12 protein-coding genes and 1 pseudogene are annotated in these 17,911 nt (G+C 38.0%); all 13 read left to right on the plus strand.

Annotated elements, in window-relative coordinates; translation table 11 throughout:
- The first annotated feature begins 280 nt into the window (after positions 1 to 280).
- Entirely contained in the window at positions 281 to 1,906 is a 1,626-nt protein-coding gene (locus tag ACFIMU_RS07560) for an ABC transporter substrate-binding protein (RefSeq protein WP_375696971.1), read from the plus strand.
- Positions 1,907 to 2,797: 891 nt separating this feature from the next.
- A complete protein-coding gene (locus tag ACFIMU_RS07565) occupies positions 2,798 to 4,429 on the plus strand; it encodes an ABC transporter substrate-binding protein (RefSeq protein ID WP_375696972.1) in 1,632 nt (543 codons plus the stop codon).
- Positions 4,430 to 4,889: 460 nt separating this feature from the next.
- Entirely contained in the window at positions 4,890 to 6,320 is a 1,431-nt protein-coding gene (xseA, locus tag ACFIMU_RS07570; RefSeq protein ID WP_375696973.1) for an exodeoxyribonuclease VII large subunit, read from the plus strand.
- Between the two features lie 181 nt (positions 6,321 to 6,501).
- Positions 6,502 to 6,730 (plus strand): annotated as a pseudogene (locus tag ACFIMU_RS07575) (Arm DNA-binding domain-containing protein); the annotation flags it as partial.
- A gap of 8 nt (positions 6,731 to 6,738) precedes the next feature.
- The gene (locus ACFIMU_RS07580; RefSeq protein ID WP_375615367.1) at positions 6,739 to 7,329 is read left to right on the plus strand and encodes a DNA-3-methyladenine glycosylase I; all 591 of its coding nucleotides are present in this window, start codon (positions 6,739 to 6,741) and stop codon (positions 7,327 to 7,329) included.
- 1,619 nt (positions 7,330 to 8,948) lie between these two features.
- Positions 8,949 to 10,574 carry an ABC transporter substrate-binding protein gene (locus tag ACFIMU_RS07585; RefSeq protein ID WP_375610798.1) on the plus strand — a complete coding sequence of 542 codons (1,626 nt, stop codon included), beginning with the start codon at positions 8,949 to 8,951 and terminating at the stop codon, positions 10,572 to 10,574.
- A 371-nt stretch (positions 10,575 to 10,945) separates the two neighbouring features.
- A complete protein-coding gene (locus tag ACFIMU_RS07590; RefSeq protein WP_375686682.1) occupies positions 10,946 to 12,562 on the plus strand; it encodes an ABC transporter substrate-binding protein in 1,617 nt (538 codons plus the stop codon).
- A 110-nt stretch (positions 12,563 to 12,672) separates the two neighbouring features.
- Positions 12,673 to 13,746, plus strand: coding sequence for an ABC transporter permease (locus ACFIMU_RS07595; RefSeq protein ID WP_375607280.1), 1,074 nt, complete (start codon positions 12,673 to 12,675; stop codon positions 13,744 to 13,746).
- A gap of 2 nt (positions 13,747 to 13,748) precedes the next feature.
- Entirely contained in the window at positions 13,749 to 14,678 is a 930-nt protein-coding gene (locus ACFIMU_RS07600) for an ABC transporter permease (RefSeq protein WP_273790732.1), read from the plus strand.
- Positions 14,671 to 15,555, plus strand: a complete 885-nt coding sequence (locus tag ACFIMU_RS07605) for an ABC transporter ATP-binding protein (protein WP_273790733.1) — start codon at positions 14,671 to 14,673, stop codon at positions 15,553 to 15,555. The genes ACFIMU_RS07600 and ACFIMU_RS07605 overlap by 8 nt, the downstream gene beginning before the upstream one ends.
- Positions 15,542 to 16,324: an ABC transporter ATP-binding protein gene (locus ACFIMU_RS07610; RefSeq protein WP_273790734.1), complete on the plus strand. Its 783-nt coding sequence runs from the start codon at positions 15,542 to 15,544 to the stop codon at positions 16,322 to 16,324. Before ACFIMU_RS07605 ends, ACFIMU_RS07610 begins: the two co-directional genes overlap by 14 nt.
- A gap of 497 nt (positions 16,325 to 16,821) precedes the next feature.
- Positions 16,822 to 17,670, plus strand: coding sequence for a hypothetical protein (locus ACFIMU_RS07615; protein WP_375696974.1), 849 nt, complete (start codon positions 16,822 to 16,824; stop codon positions 17,668 to 17,670).
- Between the two features lie 9 nt (positions 17,671 to 17,679).
- Positions 17,680 to 17,911 (plus strand): hypothetical protein (locus tag ACFIMU_RS07620; protein WP_375696975.1); only part of this gene is annotated, 232 nt, incomplete at its 3' end.

Consider the following 17,911-nt stretch of genomic DNA (forward strand, 5'->3'; position numbering starts at 1 on the left):
AAGAGAGAGAAACAATAGAGGTTTGATGGTCTTCAATCGTCAACGTTATGCTCTCATGAATAGGCTCTGTTATGGGTGGGTGTTCATTGTATGTCAAAGTGTTTGCCGTTGCATGTTTTGTTTTGGCTTATAAGTGTGAGCAGAAGGAGGAGTTGGTAAGGGGTGTTGTTTGAAGGTTTTAATACTTTGTTTTAGGAGCCTATGGATCATTTAGCCTTATTGTTAGGCATGTACTTGTTGTGTGGGAAATTTATGGAATAAACTTTAAAAGGAAAAGTCTATGAACTTGAAGAAAAAAATATTAAAGAATAGCAGCTCTCTTGTTTCTGCTTTTATAGCACTGGGGATGGTTGCACAACAGGTTTCAGCAAAAACTCCCGCAGATACCCTTGTGATGGCTTGGAATATTGATTCAATTAGTACATTTGATCCCGCTCAACTTAGTGATGTTTATGGAAGTGAAATTGTTAGCAATGTTTGTGATAGTTTGGTCAGTACCGCAACGGATGATCCTGCTAAAATGGTTCCGGCATTAGCTACACATTGGGATGTTTCAGGGGATGATCACAGTACGGTGATTACTTTTCATTTGCGTGATGGTTTGAAGTTTAATGATGGGCGATCAGCCAATGCCAATGATCTTCTTTGGAGTATGAAGCGGATTGTCAAATTAAAGATGACCAATGCGGCAATTTTTAATGAATATGGAATTACAGAGCAAAATGTTGATGATGCTTTGCAAGCTCCTGATGAAAAAACAGTGGTGATGAAATTTGATAAGCCTTATCCAGCAGAGCTTATTCTTAATAATATTGTTGCAAGTCGGGCAACAGCTTTGCTTGATCGTAAGACGATTATGAAACACGAAAAAGATGGCGATCTGGGAAATCAGTATTTGAAGAGTCATGCTGCTTGTGTTGGTCCTTATCAGTTAAGCAGTTGGCGCCCTGGAGAAGCTCTTTTGTTGCGTGCGAGTTCCCATTATTGGGGCGAGGCGCCTAAATTGAAGCAGATTCTTATTCGCCATGTTATGGAGCCTGGAACACAACGTTTATTGTTGCAAAAGCACGATATTGATGTTGCTCGTGATTTGTCCCCTGAAGATCTTGCAGATCTGCAAAAAACAACAGATGTTAAAATCGAAGAAGTGTTAGAGCCATCCATGATGTATTGGGGATTTAACATGACAAATCCCATTTTTGCTAAGGAAAAAGTACGCTTGGCGATGCGTTATCTTATTGACTATGAAGGTCTTGGCAAGAAACTTCTCAAAGGGATTGGTGTTCCACGGGCAAGTTTTATTCCTCTTGGTAACTTTGGGGCTCTGGATGAAAAAGAAGGACAACCCTTTACATTTGATGTTGCAAAAGCCAAGCAGCTTTTAGCAGAGGCCGGTTATCCGAACGGATTTGAGGCAAATTTTCTTGTCTCAAATGCTCCTTATAGGCTGTTGGTTGCTCAGTCACTTCAAGATAGTGCCGCACAGGCAGGGGTGCGTCTTAAAATTGAACGTTTGGCAGGTACACAGTTGTTTTCCAAACTTTATGCACGGGCTTTTGATACGATTTTTGTCGGATGGAATAACGATTCTGCGGATCCCCATACAATGGCTTCACGTCTTGTTTATAATCCTGATAATCGGTTTGAGGCAAAAAACACCGCCTATCCTAGTTGGCAATATGGGTATTTTGATGCCGAGATGAATCAAAAAGTTGAGGAGGCATTGTTTCAAAAAGATCCGCAAAAACGGGCGCAACTTTATGCTGATTTACAACGTGAACTGATGCAAAAAGGACCTTATGCGTTTATCTTTCAAAAATATAGCATTATAGCGATGACGCCTGATATCAAAAAGTGGGTTTGGAATAGTGCGCCACAAATTTTTTATAGTAAAATTGAAAAATAAGTGTGTCTTTAAATATTGTAAAATACAACAAAAATGAAATCATAATAACTTCAGCGTTTTGCATAGTATTCAAGAACTTTGTAATACGCTGGAGATCATGGGGAATGATTGGATATGTTGTTGAATATTTCTATTTTAAAAGGGATCTGTCATTTTCATTAAAGATGTGTTGGTATGGATGTTAAAACTGAATATTTCAACTTCTGTGAAGTGAAAAGTGGTAAATTTATTTGCTAAAAAACTAGTGCAACAAATGTCGCGGAATTTTAGCATTGCTGAAGAAGCAAAGACTTTGCAATGGTGAAGAAAAGTTTTATTATGGAGAAGGTACGAGGAATATCAGTTTTTTATGGTGTCTATGTTTCTTACTTTGAAAGATGGTAAGATGCCAATTGGAGGGTGTTATTTTACGGGGAATGATGAGAAATTGCAAATTTCCTTTTGAAGAAGGAATAAAAGTCGTTGCACTTGGCAAAGTGATGAATTTTTCTATTTGATCGAAACGTTAAATTATGATGAAGGCTTTTTGTTATTAAAGTACTTGAAGCAACAGGGGGTGCTTTGGTGACATTAAAAAAACATCAGAAAAAACAAGGGGAAACTTGTTTAACAAGAGAGAAAAACAATAGAGGTTTGATAGTCTTTAATCATAGCATTATGCTCTCATGAATAGGCTCTGTTACTGGTAAGCGTTTATTGTATAGCAAAAGTGTTTGCCATTGCACGTTTTGGTTTGGCTTATAAGTGTGGGCAGGAGGAGTGATTGGTAAGTAGTGGTGTTTGAAAGTTTGAATACTTTGTTGAGGCGCTTATGTATCGTCTCATTTTATTATTTAAATATGTTTGTGTTGCGTGGAAAATTTATACAATAAACTTTAAAAGGAAAAGTCTATGAGCTTGAAAAGGAAAATATTGAAAAAGAGCAGCTCTCTGGTTTCTGCTTTTATAGCACTGGGGATGGTTGTACAACAGGTTCCAGCAAAAACACCCGCTGATACTCTTGTGATGGGTTGGAATCTCGATTCAATTAGTACATTTGATCCAGCGCAAATCAATGATCGTTATGGGAATGAAGTTCTTGTCAATGTTTGTGATAATTTAGTTGACCCCGCTAAAGATAATGCAGCTAAAGTTATTCCTTCTTTGGCAAAAAGCTGGGATGTTTTAAGTGATGATCAGAAAACGGTGATCACTTTTCATTTGCGTGATGGTTTGAAGTTCAACGATGGTCGTCCTGCTAATGCTCATGATCTTGTTTGGAGTATGAAGCGGATTGTTAAATTGAAGATGGCTACTGCGGCAACATTTAATGAATATGGTATTACAGAACAAAATGTTGATGAGGCTTTTCAAGCACCGGATGAGAAAACGGTGGTGATGAAATTTGATAAACCTTATCCAGCAGAGCTTATCCTTAGCCATTTTGCCACTAGTCGTACTCTTGCCTTGTTGGATCGTGAGACAATTATGAAACATGAACAAGATGGTGATCTGGGAAATCGGTATTTGGCAAGCCATTCTGCCTGTGTTGGTCCTTATCAGATAAGTAGCTGGCGTCCTGGAGAAGGGATTTTGTTGCGTGCAAGCTCCAATTATTGGGGTGAGGCACCTAAATTAAATAAGATTTTAATTCGCCATGTTGCGGAGCCTGGAACACAACGTTTATTGTTGCAAAAACACGATATCGATGTTGCACGTAATTTGTTGCCAGAGGATTTAGCAGATCTCCAAGCTACAACGGATATTAAAGTTGCAAGAGTATTAGAGCCATCTGTAATCATATGGGGATTTAATGTGACGAATCCAATTTTTGCCAATGAAAAAGTGCGTTTGGCGATGCATTATCTTATTGACTATGAAGGACTCGGTAAGACGCTTCTTAAAGATGTTGGTGTTCCACGGGCAAGCTTTATTCCTCTTGGTAATCTTGGAGCTTTGGACGAAAAAGAAGGACAACCCTTTAAACTTGATCTGCAAAAAGCAAAACAGCTGTTAACTGAGGCTGGTTACCCAGATGGTTTTGAGGCCAATATTTTTGCAGGGGCATCTCCTTATCCTTTTGCTTTGCCTATTGCTCAGTCTCTCCAAGATAATGCAAAAAAAGTGGGAGTGCGCTTTAAAATTGAACGTTTTGTGGGGACACAATTATTTTCAAAACTCTCTGCACGTGCTTTTGATACGATTTTTTTCGGATGGAATAATGACTCTGCTGATCCTCATACAATGGCTTCTCGTCTTATTTACAATCCGGATAATCGGTTTGAGGCAAAAAATACCGCCTATCCTAGTTGGTGCCATGGGTATTTGGATGAAATGATGAATCAAAAGGTTCAGGATGCTTTATTTGAAAAAGATCCACAAAAACGGGCGCAAATGTATGCTGATTTGCAACGTGAATTTATGCAGAAAGGACCCTATGCTTTTATTTATCAGACGTATCACACGATAGCGATGACACCGGATGTCAAAAAATGGGTTTGGAATAGTGCTCCACGTATTTTTTATAGTGCAATTGAAAAATAAGTGGATTTTAATGCTGTAAAATACAACAAGAATGAAATCATGATAACTTCAGCGTTTTGTATGGGGGTAAGAATTTTGCAAAACGTTGAAGCTTATCGGTAACGCATTGATATGTTGTGTATAGAATGTAATTTCAAGATACGCTATTTAAAGAGCTCTTTTATCCTATTACGCCATAAAACACTGTTGTTTAGAGCGGTGATATAAAGCATGAAAAGCTTTACATATTAAGTGTTTTTAGATACCGTGATCAGTACAGGGCAGGGTTTGGGCTGTCGCGCCTATGCAGTGAACCGCATGAGTGGTCAGAAAGTGGAACTTGCCCTGTGAGAAGCTAGTCCGGTGGACTGGTAGAAATCTCCATCCTTTGAGATGTTGGGAGGAGGTTAATTTCATTAAAATTAAAAATGTGTTTGTGTGAATGTTAAGACTTAATATTTCAATTTCCGTGAATTGAAAAATGGCAAATTTATTTGATGAAAAAATAAGTGCAACGAATGTTGCGGAATTTACTGTTTCCGAAATAGCAGGGGCTTTAAAGCGTGTTGTTGAGGAGAAGTTTAGTTATGTACGGGTGCGTGGGGAGATATCAGGTTACCGTGGTGCTCATGCTTCAGGACATGCTTATTTTGCTTTAAAAGATGATAAGGCGCGGTTGGAAGCTGTTATTTGGCGTGGAGTGATGGAAAAGCTCAAATTTCCTCCTGAAGAAGGGATGGAAGTGGTCGCTGTTGGTAAACTTACGACGTATCCAGGGTCATCAAAATATCAAATTGTCATTGAAGCTCTTGAACCAACAGGGGTTGGTGCTTTGATGACACTTCTTGAAAATCGTAAAAAAAAGTTTTTAGAAGAAGGCTTATTTGATGAAGCAAAGAAAAAAACTTTGCCTTATATGCCTCGAATTATAGGCGTTGTAACATCACCAACAGGTGCTGTTATTCGTGATATTATTCACCGTATATCCGATCGTTTTCCGTTGCATATTTTGGTTTGGCCTGTACGTGTTCAGGGGGAAACAAGTGGGAGGGAAGTCGCTGCTGCTGTTGAAGGTTTTAATGCGTTGCCTTTAGGAGGCGTTGTTCCTAAGCCTGATCTTCTTATTGTTGCACGGGGAGGGGGAAGTTTAGAAGATTTGTGGGGATTTAATGACGAAGCCGTTGTTCGTGCTGTTTATAACTCTTCTCTTCCTGTTATTTCTGCTGTTGGGCATGAAACGGATTGGACCTTGATTGATTATGTGGCTGATTGGCGCGCTCCAACTCCCACAGCCGCAGCAGAGCGGGCTGTTCCTGTTAAGCTTGATCTCGAGGTGCTAGTGGCATCGCTTGGTGCACGTTTGCGTACGGGACTTGCGCGTTATTTTGATTTTTATCGACAAAAACTGCGTGCTACTCTAAGAGCTCTTCCGACTGCTGATCAACTTTTTGCTCTACCACGGCGAGGTTTTGATGAAATTTCAAGTCGTTTGCAGCGTGCTCTTTGTGTAAGCTATGATAAAAAACGTTTTTCTTTTCATGCACTTGGTGTGCGTCTTTCACTGCGTTTACTTAATACTGAAAAAGCAGAACACAATACGAAGGAATATACTGCACGTCTTCAGCGTGCTTTTGTGCGCAATGTTGAAAAACAACGGGCTGGGTTAGAGGTAGCCTCTAGGCTTTTAAGAAGCACTTCGTATCAGAATATTTTGGAGCGCGGCTTTGTTTTGGCTTTGGGGAAAGAGAATAAGCCCATCAAACGGTTGGTACAGTTTCCTGAAACGGGGCAAATAAATTTACGTTTTTTTGATGGTGATATCAGTGTTGCAACACAAGAGCCTGTTTCTGCTAAACGTTCAAAACACAAGCAAATAAAATCGTCTAGCGATGATCAAGGAACCCTCTTTTGAATACAACAACATATTGATTTATATTAGCTAATTTAGCACTATTCATATTGAATTAGAGCTCCGAATAACGTATGATTCTCTCATTGCAAATATGTGTATCTTGAATCAATCAAAACCACTTGCTTGCACATTACAAGTGGGGGCCCCATGAGGGTAAAAACTGTACAAGAAAGGACTAAAAATGGCTCTTATGAACCGTTTTAATGCAAGGTCTGTTGCAACATTGGGAGATGGCAAATATAATGATGGTGCTGGCTTGCTTCTTCACAAACGTAAAGATGGGGACGCTCAATGGTTTTATCGTTATATCATTCATGGTCGACGCCGTGAAATGGAAGTGGGTGCTCTTTGAGGGATGTTTTTTTAAATGAGCCCGTGAATGTGCAACTGGGTGGCGTTCTGTTTTACGGTGAGTGCTATGCTTGCGGAAGGTCTTCTTAAGGGAGTGGATGGAAAAATTCGTTGCGCATGGGCCGGAACTGATCCACTTTATTGTGCTTATCATGATAATGAATGGGGAAAGCCTGTTGTAGAGGATATTTGTTTGTTTGAAAAAATTTGTCTTGAAGGTTTTCAAGCTGGACTTTCTTGGTTGACAATTTTAAAAAAACGCTCTTCTTTTCGCATTGCATTTGATCATTTTGACTTTGAAAAAATTGCTCATTATGATGAGTTAAAGGTGCAAATGTTGATGCAGAACAAAGATATTGTTCGCCATCAAGGAAAAATTCGATCAGTACTTAATAATGCACTTAGAGCACAAGAAATTATAACAGAGTGGGGGAGCTTGACCCACTATTTTTGGTCTTTTCAGCCACCACAATCAGAACATTATGAAAAGATAGACTTTCAAACACTGTCGGCTCATCCCATAACACCTGCTTCTCTTCGTCTTTCTCAAGATTTAAAGAAACGTGGCTGGACATTTATTGGTCCAACGATTTGTTATGCTTTTATGCAGTCCGTAGGGATTGTCAATGATCATCTTGAAGGATGTTTTTGTCGATAAATTGGTAAAGTTGCGTTCGTGAAAGCAATGATCAATAGGCTAATAATTGAATTATTTAATAAATGTACAGATTATGCACTCCACTGTATAAGATAATTGAAATATACAAACTTATACAAGATTGATGATTTTTTACGGTTGTTGGCAATCAAAACGACAAAGCGATAATTTTGAAGATGAAAAAACAGATGCAAAAAGAAGTGATATCTAATTGTCATGTATTTCGAGTTAGATAATGGTAATGTCTTGTATATTTTAAAGAAACATCTAGTTACACCAAAGCCCATTTTGCAACGCTGTTCGTGAATAGTATGATAGTAAACCCATTGTGCATTCCATCTTTAAGCTTATGAAGGAACAAATCGGCATCATCACACATTTACTAGCTCTCAATGTTGTGCAACAGTCTTTAGCATTGGTAATGGTCTCAGAAGAGGTGTTTTTATTTCTGTTAATGACATGACCGTTATAATTAATGAATATTTTATTCATGTTTATTGACGAATGCAAAGTGTTTTTTAGATGGGGTGCTGTTGTTGCATTCTTTTACTTTGCTTGTATGGCTGTTGGTTATTTGTATATAGATCGATTGCTCAATGCTTACCTAAGCAATAAAAATGAAATGCAGCGATGAAAAATTGAAGTTAAATGACTCAAGCTGCTTGTGTTAGGTTTTATTATCTGATAGTTTTTCTCTATTAGAGTGTGATCTTGCCGCGTGTGCGCTCCAATTTTTTGGAAGATGATGAAGCTTATGCAAGTTTGTATCCACTACATTGCTTCGTTGAATCTCTGTATGTTTCCGCTGGAAACGAGAGTTCTATTGCGGTATGTTGTTTTCTGTTCTATCTTTATAGTGGTAAAGCAATGATGCACACTAAAGTTTAGAAGGGTTTATATTCGTTATGTCTTTGGGGGAGCGTCTAATGAGTTTTGTTTTTATCAATGGGGAGATACATTTTAGTGTATATTTTTTTGATTGTAAGCTTTATTATCTCAAAAGATAAAGCGTGGAGGGAATGATTCTTCTCATTTTTCCTTTATCTTTGTTAACGCGTTTGGTTTTGTTGGTAAAAACGTAAAACTTTTGGCACTTAGTTTTCAAAAGATTAAGCAGATTTTTGTGGGGGTGGCGTTTTAGAAAAGATATTTTCTTATGTCTTTCTGCTGTTTCAGTGCCGTTTTGGTCATGTAATAAAGATGCGTCGTATCTTGAAATTGAGTGTTTGAGGGTGATGACTATTTTTAAAGTTTGCATATTTTATTTTAAATATCGCCTAAAGGAATAGAATAATGAATTCATAAATTGTTGCGTAATGATTTTTTAAAAGCTCACTATTTTTTGGGGCGACAAGGCTTATTGATGATTAATAGGGAACTGATATAGTGCATTATCATATGCAAAGATGTTATGAAAAGAATGTAATACTGGTTAGCAAAACATATATTGCATGTTTGCTATGGTTTATTGAGACGTAAGTCAATGAATTTATGATGACTCTGTATAGGTGATTAGAAATATAGGCGATTAAAACGTATTTATTCAATGTTATAATTATAAATTTGCTATATTATTTCAGCGTCATTAATTGATAAAAAATAAATAAAGGGGAAAGTTTATGAACTTGAAGAAAAAGATATTAAAGAATAGCAGCTCTCTTGTTTCTGCTTTTATAGCACTGGGGATAGTTGCACAACAAGTTTCAGCAAAAACACCGGCTGATACTCTTTTGATGGCTTGGAACCTTGATGCAATTAGTACATTTGATCCCGCCCAACTTAATGATGTTTATGGAAGTGAAATTGTCCGCAATGTTTGTGATAGTTTGGTCAGTACCGCAACGGATGATCCTGCTAAAATGGTTCCGGCATTAGCTACACATTGGGATGTTTCAGGGGATGATCACAGTACGGTGATTACTTTTCATTTGCGTGATGGTTTGAAGTTTAATGATGGGCGATCAGCCAATGCCAATGATCTTGTTTGGGGTATGAAGCGGATTGTCAAATTGAAGATGACCAATGCGGCAATTTTTAATGAATATGGAATTACAGAGCAAAATGTTGATGATGCTTTGCAAGCCCCAGATAAGAAAACAGTGGTGATGAAATTTGATAAGCCTTATCCAGCAGAGCTTATTCTTAATAATATTGTTGCAAGTCCAGCAACAGCTTTGCTTGATCGTAAGACAATTATGAAGCACGAAAAAGATGGCGATCTGGGAAATCAGTATTTGAAGAGTCATGCTGCTTGTGTTGGTCCTTATCAGTTAAAAAGTTGGCGCCCTGGAGAAGCGCTTTTGTTACGTGCAAGTTCCCATTATTGGGGACAAGCGCCTAAACTGAAGCAGATTCTCATTCGTCATGTTGTGGAGTCAGGAACACAACGTTTGTTGTTGCAAAAACATGATATTGATGTTGCTCGTAATTTGACCCCTGAAGATCTTGCTGATCTGCAAAAAACAACAGATATTAAAGTTGATAGAGTGTTAGAACCAACTATGATGTACTGGGGATTTAATACGACAAATCCCATTTTTGCTAAGGAAAAAGTACGCTTGGCGATGCGTTATCTTATTGACTATGAAGGTCTTGGCAAGAAACTTCTCAAAGGGATTGGTGTTCCACGGGCAAGTTTTATTCCTCTTGGTAACTTTGGGGCTCTGGATGAAAAAGAGGGGCAACCCTTTACATTTGATGTTGCAAAAGCCAAGCAGCTTTTAGCAGAGGCTGGTTATCCGAATGGATTTGAGGCAAATTTTCTCGTATCAAATGCTCCTTATACTTTGTTACTTGCTCAGTCACTCCAGGATAGTGCTGCACAGGCCGGGGTGCGTCTTAAAATTGAACGTGTGGCAGGTACACAGTTGTTTTCAAAAGTGAATGCAAGGGCTTTTGATACAGCTTTTCTCGGATGGAATAACGATTCTGCGGATCCCCATACAATGGCTTCACGTCTTGTTTATAACCCTGATAATCGGTTTGAGGCAAAAAATACCGCCTATCCTAGTTGGAAGCATGGGTATTTTGATGCCGAGATGAATCAAAAAGTTGAAGAAGCATTGTTTCAAAAAGATCCGCAAAAACGGGCGCAACTTTATGCTGATTTACAACGTGAACTGATGCAAAAAGGACCTTATGCGTTTATTTATCAGCAATATAGCGCTATAGCGATGACACCTGATGTCAAAAAATGGGTTTGGAATAGTGCGCCGCGTATTTTTTATAGTAAAATTGAAAAATAAGTGTGTCTTTTTAGTGTTATCAAAGCTAAAAAGAGCTTAATCATAATTGCATGATGAAAATATTCTCCCATATAAAGCTCTTCAGTTTTTTAAGGATGAAACGTGAGGGATGTTTGTGTAGTAGCAGTATATAATTAAGATCGTTTATAGGGAGCGATGAATATAGAAAGTTATATTGGGGAGGATCTTTGTTTATGGTTATAGATTCTCTGCATCCCGAATATAGACTGATGTACAAGAAAATTATTTTATAGATGCTTAGTTTGATTAAATGAAATTGATGTCTAATGCTATGCTATTTAAAAGGTGAAAGAGCAAAATCACAATCACTTTGTGTGAAAAGGTAGAAGAATACAAAAGGAAGAGATAAAATGGGAAAACAAAGAATATTAAAAAAATTTTCTATTTTATTAAGCTCAATCGTTTTTTTTAATGGGGCTGTAACATCGGCATTCAGTGCCTCATCTAAAGATATATTGGTAATGGCATGGAATATTGATTCAATTAGTAGTTTTGATCCAGCGCAAACTGTTGAGGTTGTGACGAGTGAGTTATTGACGAATATTTGCAGCGCGTTAGTACAATATGATGAGCATGATCCTACAAAAATTCGTCCTGCTATGGCAAAATCTTGGGACGTTTTAGATAATGGCAAAAGAATAGTCTTTCATCTTCGTGATGATTTAAAGTTTAATGACGGAAGGACGGCTACAGCGCAAGATCTGGTATGGTCGATGCGGCGGATTATAAAATTAGGATTAAGCTATGCTCAATCTTTAATGGATTATGGATTTACCAAAAACAATATTGAAACAAATATTCAGGCTCTTGATGATAAGACTTTACAATTAAAATTAGATAAACCCTATCCTATTCAGCTCATATTGACTGTTATTGGACAATCTTATGCTTCTGCTTTGCTTGATCGGAAAACAATTGAAGCACAGAGTATTAAAGGTGATATGGGGAACAAATATTTAGCAACACATTCAGCTTGTGTTGGACCTTATAAATTGGTGAGCTGGTCTCCAGGAGATAAAGTTGTGTTAGAGGCGACACAACATTATTGGGGCGATGTGCCTAAAATTAAGCAGATTGTTGTGCAGCATGTAGCGGATTCATCAAGTCAAAGACTTCTTTTGGAAAAAGGTGATGTGGATATAGTGCGTGATCTTTCTTCAGAGGATATTTTAGATCTTGAAAAAAAGGGAGGACCAGTCAAAATTAGTCGTGTTTTGCGTCCGCAGATTATTTACCTATCGTTAAATAATAAGAATGCAATTTTTGCGAATGAAAAGGTCAGATTGGCACTCCGTTATTTAGTTGATTATGAAGGTCTTGGGAAAACTGTTTTGAAAGGGATTGCTATTCCTCGGGCAACTTATATGTCCTTGGGTGTTCCAGGTGCGTTGGATGAAAAAGAAGGGTTGCCTTTTCAGTTGGATTTGAAAAAAGCAAAACAACTGATTACTGAAGCTGGTTATCCTAATGGGTTTAAAGCTAATCTTTTAGTTGGAAGCCTTAGTTATATGTCGTCTGTTGCACAGTCTATTCAAGCCAATGCACGCAAAATTGGTGTTGAGCTTACAATTGAAAAAATGGCACAAAATCAATTGTTGAGCCGTGTACGTGGTGGAAATTATGATACTGCACTTATGGGGTGGGGGAGTGCCGATCCTGATGGACATCCTGCTTCATTAAATCACGTGTTTAACCCTGATCCAACATTTACAAAAAAGCACAATATGTATTTAGCTTGGCGCGCTGGGTATTATGATGAAAATGTTAATAACATGGTGATGGATGCTTTGTTTGAGAAAGACCCCAATAAGCGTATCATGCAATATCGTACTTTACAGCATTATGTGCTAGAGCATGGTCCTATGGTTTATTTATTTCAGACATATTATACCGTTGGTATGGGGCCTGATGTCAAAAAATGGATTTGGAACAGTTATAGACTTTATTACAATGAAGCAGAAAAATAAAAAGAAGCATGTTATAGAAAAGGATTGTAGAACATGCTTAATAAGAGATTGTTTTGTTATATAAAAAGGTATTTGCTTTATGTTTTGTCGCTACAGAGGGGATTTTTATAATGGTTTTGCCACTTTCAGAGACTGAAAGAGCTGTATCAGAAAAGCAGAAAAAATTATTTTTATGGGATTTTTTATGCAAAGGATTGAAACTTCTTATTTCAGTTTTTATCACATTGCTTGGGTTGGTGACGATCACTTTTTTTCTTGGTCATCTTCTTCCTCTAGATCCAGTTCTGTCTATTCTTGGTGATAATATCAGTCAGGAAGCTTATGATGCAATGTATTATAAGCTGGGTCTTGATAAGCCGTTGATTGTCCAATATTGGAAGTATCTTCATAATGTATTTTTGTTTGACTTTGGAGATGCTTTAACTTCTGGGCGACCTGTTCTAGCCGATATTATGCGTGTATTTCCTGCAACATTAGAGCTTGCAACCGTTGCTATTGTTATTGGCACAAGTCTTGGGATTCCATTTGGTGTTTTTGCAGCAATGTATCGCGATTCATTTATTGATTATGTTGTCCGTGTTTTTACACTTGTAAGTTATTCTACTCCAACATTTTGGCTCGGATTAATGGCGTTGTTAATATTTTACGCCAAGCTTGGCTGGATTGGTGGCCCAGGACGACTTGATTTTCTTTATGAATATTCTTTTGAACCAAAAACAGGATTTTTCCTTTGGGATACTGCAAGCCAAGGACAATGGGAGGCTTTTGGTAATGTTTTTAGTCACGTTATTATGCCTGCTTTGATCTTGGCTTTCGGTGCTATGGCTTATATTAGCCGTATGACTCGTGGGTTTATGATTGAGCAGCTTAATCAGGAATATATCATTACTGCACGTGTAAAGGGATTATCGTGGGCGCGAACCGTTTGGGGGCATGCCTTTCGAAATGCTGCTGTTCAAATTATTACCGTTGTTGCACTTTCTTATGCTTTTTTATTAGAAGGGGCTGTTTTAACTGAGACAGTTTTTGCTTGGCCTGGTTTTGGACATTACTTGACAAATGCTCTTTTAGCCGGAGATATGAATGCAGTTGTAGGATGTACTTTGCTTGTAGGATTTATCTTTGTCGCCATTAATTTATTTTCTGATTTGCTTTATCGCATTTTTGATCCAAGGACACGTTGAATATGACAGTAAGTAATCATCATAAATCGCAATCATCATCTTCTTTGGGTAGTTGGTTAAACGATCCTGTTCCAAACTCCATAATTCAAGCGAACATACAAAGAATTTATCACGCACTGGCTAAGTTTTTTCATAACTTTTCGGCTGTATTCGGTCTGCTTATTATTTGTATTATTATCATATGTGCATTTTTTGCTCCTTGGATTGCTACGCATGATTTTCTTAGCAATGATCTAGGGCATCGGTTGCAGCCACCCTCTATGGCGCATTATTTTGGAACAGATGAATTGGGACGTGACATTTTTAGTCGCCTTGTTTTTGGTTCCCGTATTACTCTTTATGTTGTTTTTCTTACAACAGTTATTGTAGGTCCAATAGGGCTTATTGTTGGAACTGTATCTGGTTATATGGGCGGATGGGTTGATACTGTGCTCATGCGCATTGTCGATATTTTTCTTGCTTTTCCAGGTTTGATTTTAGCTCTTGCATTTTCAGCCGCATTGGGACCAGGGATCGAAAATGCTTCTATTGCAATTTCAATTGCAGCATGGCCACCAATTGCACGTTTAGCACGTGCTGAGACTTTGACAATACGTTCTTCTGATTATGTTTCTGTAGTTCGCCTGCAAGGGGCCTCTGCTTGGCGAATTATTTTGTTTCATGTTGCACCCATGTGTATTCCTTCAGTGATTGTACGATTAACTTTGGATATGTCTGGAATTATTTTAACGGCTGCTGGTCTTGGTTTTTTAGGGTTGGGAGCTCAACTTCCAAGTCCTGAATGGGGTGCGATGCTTTCTTCAGGGCGGGAATTTATGATGACAAATTGGTGGTTGGCGGCAATACCAGGCTGTGCAATATTATTTGCAAGTCTTGCTTTCAACCTTTTAGGTGATGGTCTTCGTGATGTATTGGATCCACGCAATGGGTAATAAATTATTAGAAGTAGAAGATTTACGTATTTCTTTTCCTACAACGCGCGGCATTTCAGAAGTTGTGCGTGGCGTTAGTTTTTCTGTTGGAAAAGAAAAAATTGGAATTGTTGGTGAATCTGGATCTGGAAAATCGATGACTGGGCGCGCAATACTAAGGTTGAGTCCAAAAGCAGCCATTGTTAAAGCTAAAAAAATGCGCTTTGAGGATGTTGATTTATTGGCTGCAAGTGAACCTCAGATGCGAAAAATCCGTGGGAAACGTATTTCAATGATTTTACAGGATCCAAAATATTCACTTAATCCATTAATACGGATCGGGGAACAGATTATGGAGGCTTACCGTATTCATTACCGTGTTTCAAAAGCTGAAGCGAGGGAGCGCACCATATCTATGTTAGAATCTGTTCATATTCGTGATCCTGAACATGTGATGCGTCTCTTTCCTCATGAAATATCTGGGGGGATGGGGCAGCGCGTGATGATTGCAATGATGCTCATTCCAAAACCTGATTTAATTATTGCCGATGAGCCAACATCTGCACTTGATATTACGGTCAGACGACAAGTTTTATCTGTATTAGATGAACTTGTGACAAAATCTGGAACGGGACTTATTTTCATTAGTCATGATTTAAATATGATTGCTGATTTTTGTGATCGTATTTTGGTGATGTATGCGGGCCGTGTGTTAGAAGAGTTGCCTGCTTCTGATTTGTCTCACGCTTGTCATCCTTATACAAAGGCGTTGCTCGCGAGTTTGCCACGGCTTGATAATCCAGTTGATATTTTGGCTGTTCCTGAGCGTGATCCTGATTGGTTGTATAATCCTACGATTGTTAATGGTGTTGAGGAGGTTCCTCATGACAAATTGTGAGAATATTATTGATGTTTCTAATTTATCTGTAACTTTTGGGCACAGGCATAAGGCAGTAACAGTTGTTAAAAATGTTAATTTTCATATTAAGCGTGGTGAAGCTTATGGTTTGATTGGTGAATCTGGATGTGGAAAGTCAACTATTTTGAATACATTGGTGGGGCTCATTCCAGATTATAGTGGAAAGTTCCTTTTTGCTGGACAAGAAGTTGAAAAGAAAAGAAGTAAGGATTTTTTACGCTGTATTCAAATGGTTTTTCAAGATCCTTATGCTTCGCTGCATCCAAGAAAAATGGTCCATACGGTTCTTTCTGAATCGCTCAAAATCCATGGGATGGATAATCAAAGAGAGCGTGTGGAGGATGCTTTAGATTCCGTTGGTTTAGATTCTTCATTTCTTTATCGTTATCCTCATGAGTTGTCTGGAGGGCAGCGTCAGCGTATTGCTCTTGCACGTGCTTTAATTATTGAGCCAGAGGTGTTATTGCTTGATGAGCCAACATCTGCATTGGATGTGTCGGTACAGGCTGAAATTTTAAATTTGTTGAAATCACTGCGCGTGAGAAAAAAGCTTACTTACTTAATGGTATCCCATGATCTTGCTGTTGTTGCACATATTTGTGAACGTGTTGGAATTATGCATAAAGGGATTATTCTTGAAGAGCTTAGCAATGATGAATTGCGTAATCTACATGCGCAACACGATTATACAAAGGAGTTTTTTGAAGCAAGTATAGAGCCTATTGTTCATAGAGAGCAAAGAGCATGATCAATTTTACAGAAGAGAAAGTGCAATTTTATTTGTTTTAAAGTTTTTAGAGATGTTTGGCGGCATTATTAAGAGGGAAGGGGATAATAGGATTTTTTCAGTATGAATTTGCTGGGCAGTGTTTGAGCTATAATATTTTAAATCCTATTAGAACTCGCATTTTGAAATATACGAGTGACTTATAACATACATCCCTTTGTTTGATATTGTTGCATTATTTTTACTTATCATTTTATGTTCAAAAGTTTTATTTTGAGATTTTAAGCATTAAATTTGTGAGAAATAACAAAAGATAGTAATGCTGTATTTTCTAAAATTAGCTTCTCATTATTTTACAATATCATTTTGTTTTTGGTTATTCTCTTTTTTACAGTTTTATTCTTTATAAAAAGAATTTTTTGTAAAAAATATCCAATGTTAAATAACTGTCTTCAAATATTTCACTGTTTTCTATTAAAAAAACGCTTATAATAAGCTAGAAAGGAACGCGTATAACCTTGGCATTAGGCAATGATACTTTGGTTGCAAGTTATACGGCAGATACAATAATAAACGTTTCTTCTATTTCGGCGGGGAAGGATTATTATGTTTATTTGGTTTCTGATGGAGGACAGTCTCATAAATTTGTTTTATCAGAAAACTCTACGTATCCAAGGAATTACACAGTGAGTAATTCGCGAAAGATAGGAGGGTTCCATACGCTCTGTGCGGATGTTGGTACGATTTCCGGTCATTCATTGTCTGGTTATAGAGCAGGGGATATTTTACCCAATTCAGTTTGGTGTCTCAATCACCGTCCGCATAGTTCACCAGAAGGTATGGTTTATGACCCCTCTACAGATCTTTGGGTTGATATTTATCTTCAGTCAGGGACGGGTCACAATACCCGCTCTGCGTATAATGTTCCTATTACGACGAACCGCCTACAAACAGATCACATATCGGATATGCTGCGTGTTAAGAAGGCTTTGCTCAATAATACAGAATTTACCTCTGCGATGTATGGAAGTAATGAAGGTGGTGTGATTCAAGGCAAAAAAGCACCTTCACCAAAACATTCTGGAGGTCATAAGAATACGGCAAATATACGGATGATTTCGCATATCGGTTGTGAAGATGGTTGCGGTTATGTTTGGCAATTTGTGAGAGATGTTTGTTTCATGCAAACGGTAACTGGAACATCACCAAATGTACAGTTTAAAAAAGATATGTATGCATTGTTAGCTGGTGGAGACTGGACTGATAGTACGAATATCAATTCACATCTGCGTGCAGTCATTATACGGAATGCCATTTATGAATCGGCTGGCGCCCGTGGCTGTAGTTATCCACGGCATTTTGTTTAGGAGGGGTAGATGATAGATTATCCAGAGCATTTAAATACAAGGCTAGAGGGTCTTTTAGCAACACGTTTTTATTGGGTCTTTGTTAAAGAGCTTGGAGAGGGAGAAGAGGGGATTGAAGATGACACGCATAAGGTTTGTCTAACAACAACCATGCCGTTTGATTTAAATGGTGATTTTGTAGAAAAGCGTTGTCAGTATGAATTACAGGAAAGCGACTATGCGCCGCTCTTTCAACTTGGCT

Source organism: Bartonella sp. AC70YNML, from assembly GCF_042196545.1.
GTDB lineage: Bacteria > Pseudomonadota > Alphaproteobacteria > Rhizobiales > Rhizobiaceae > Bartonella.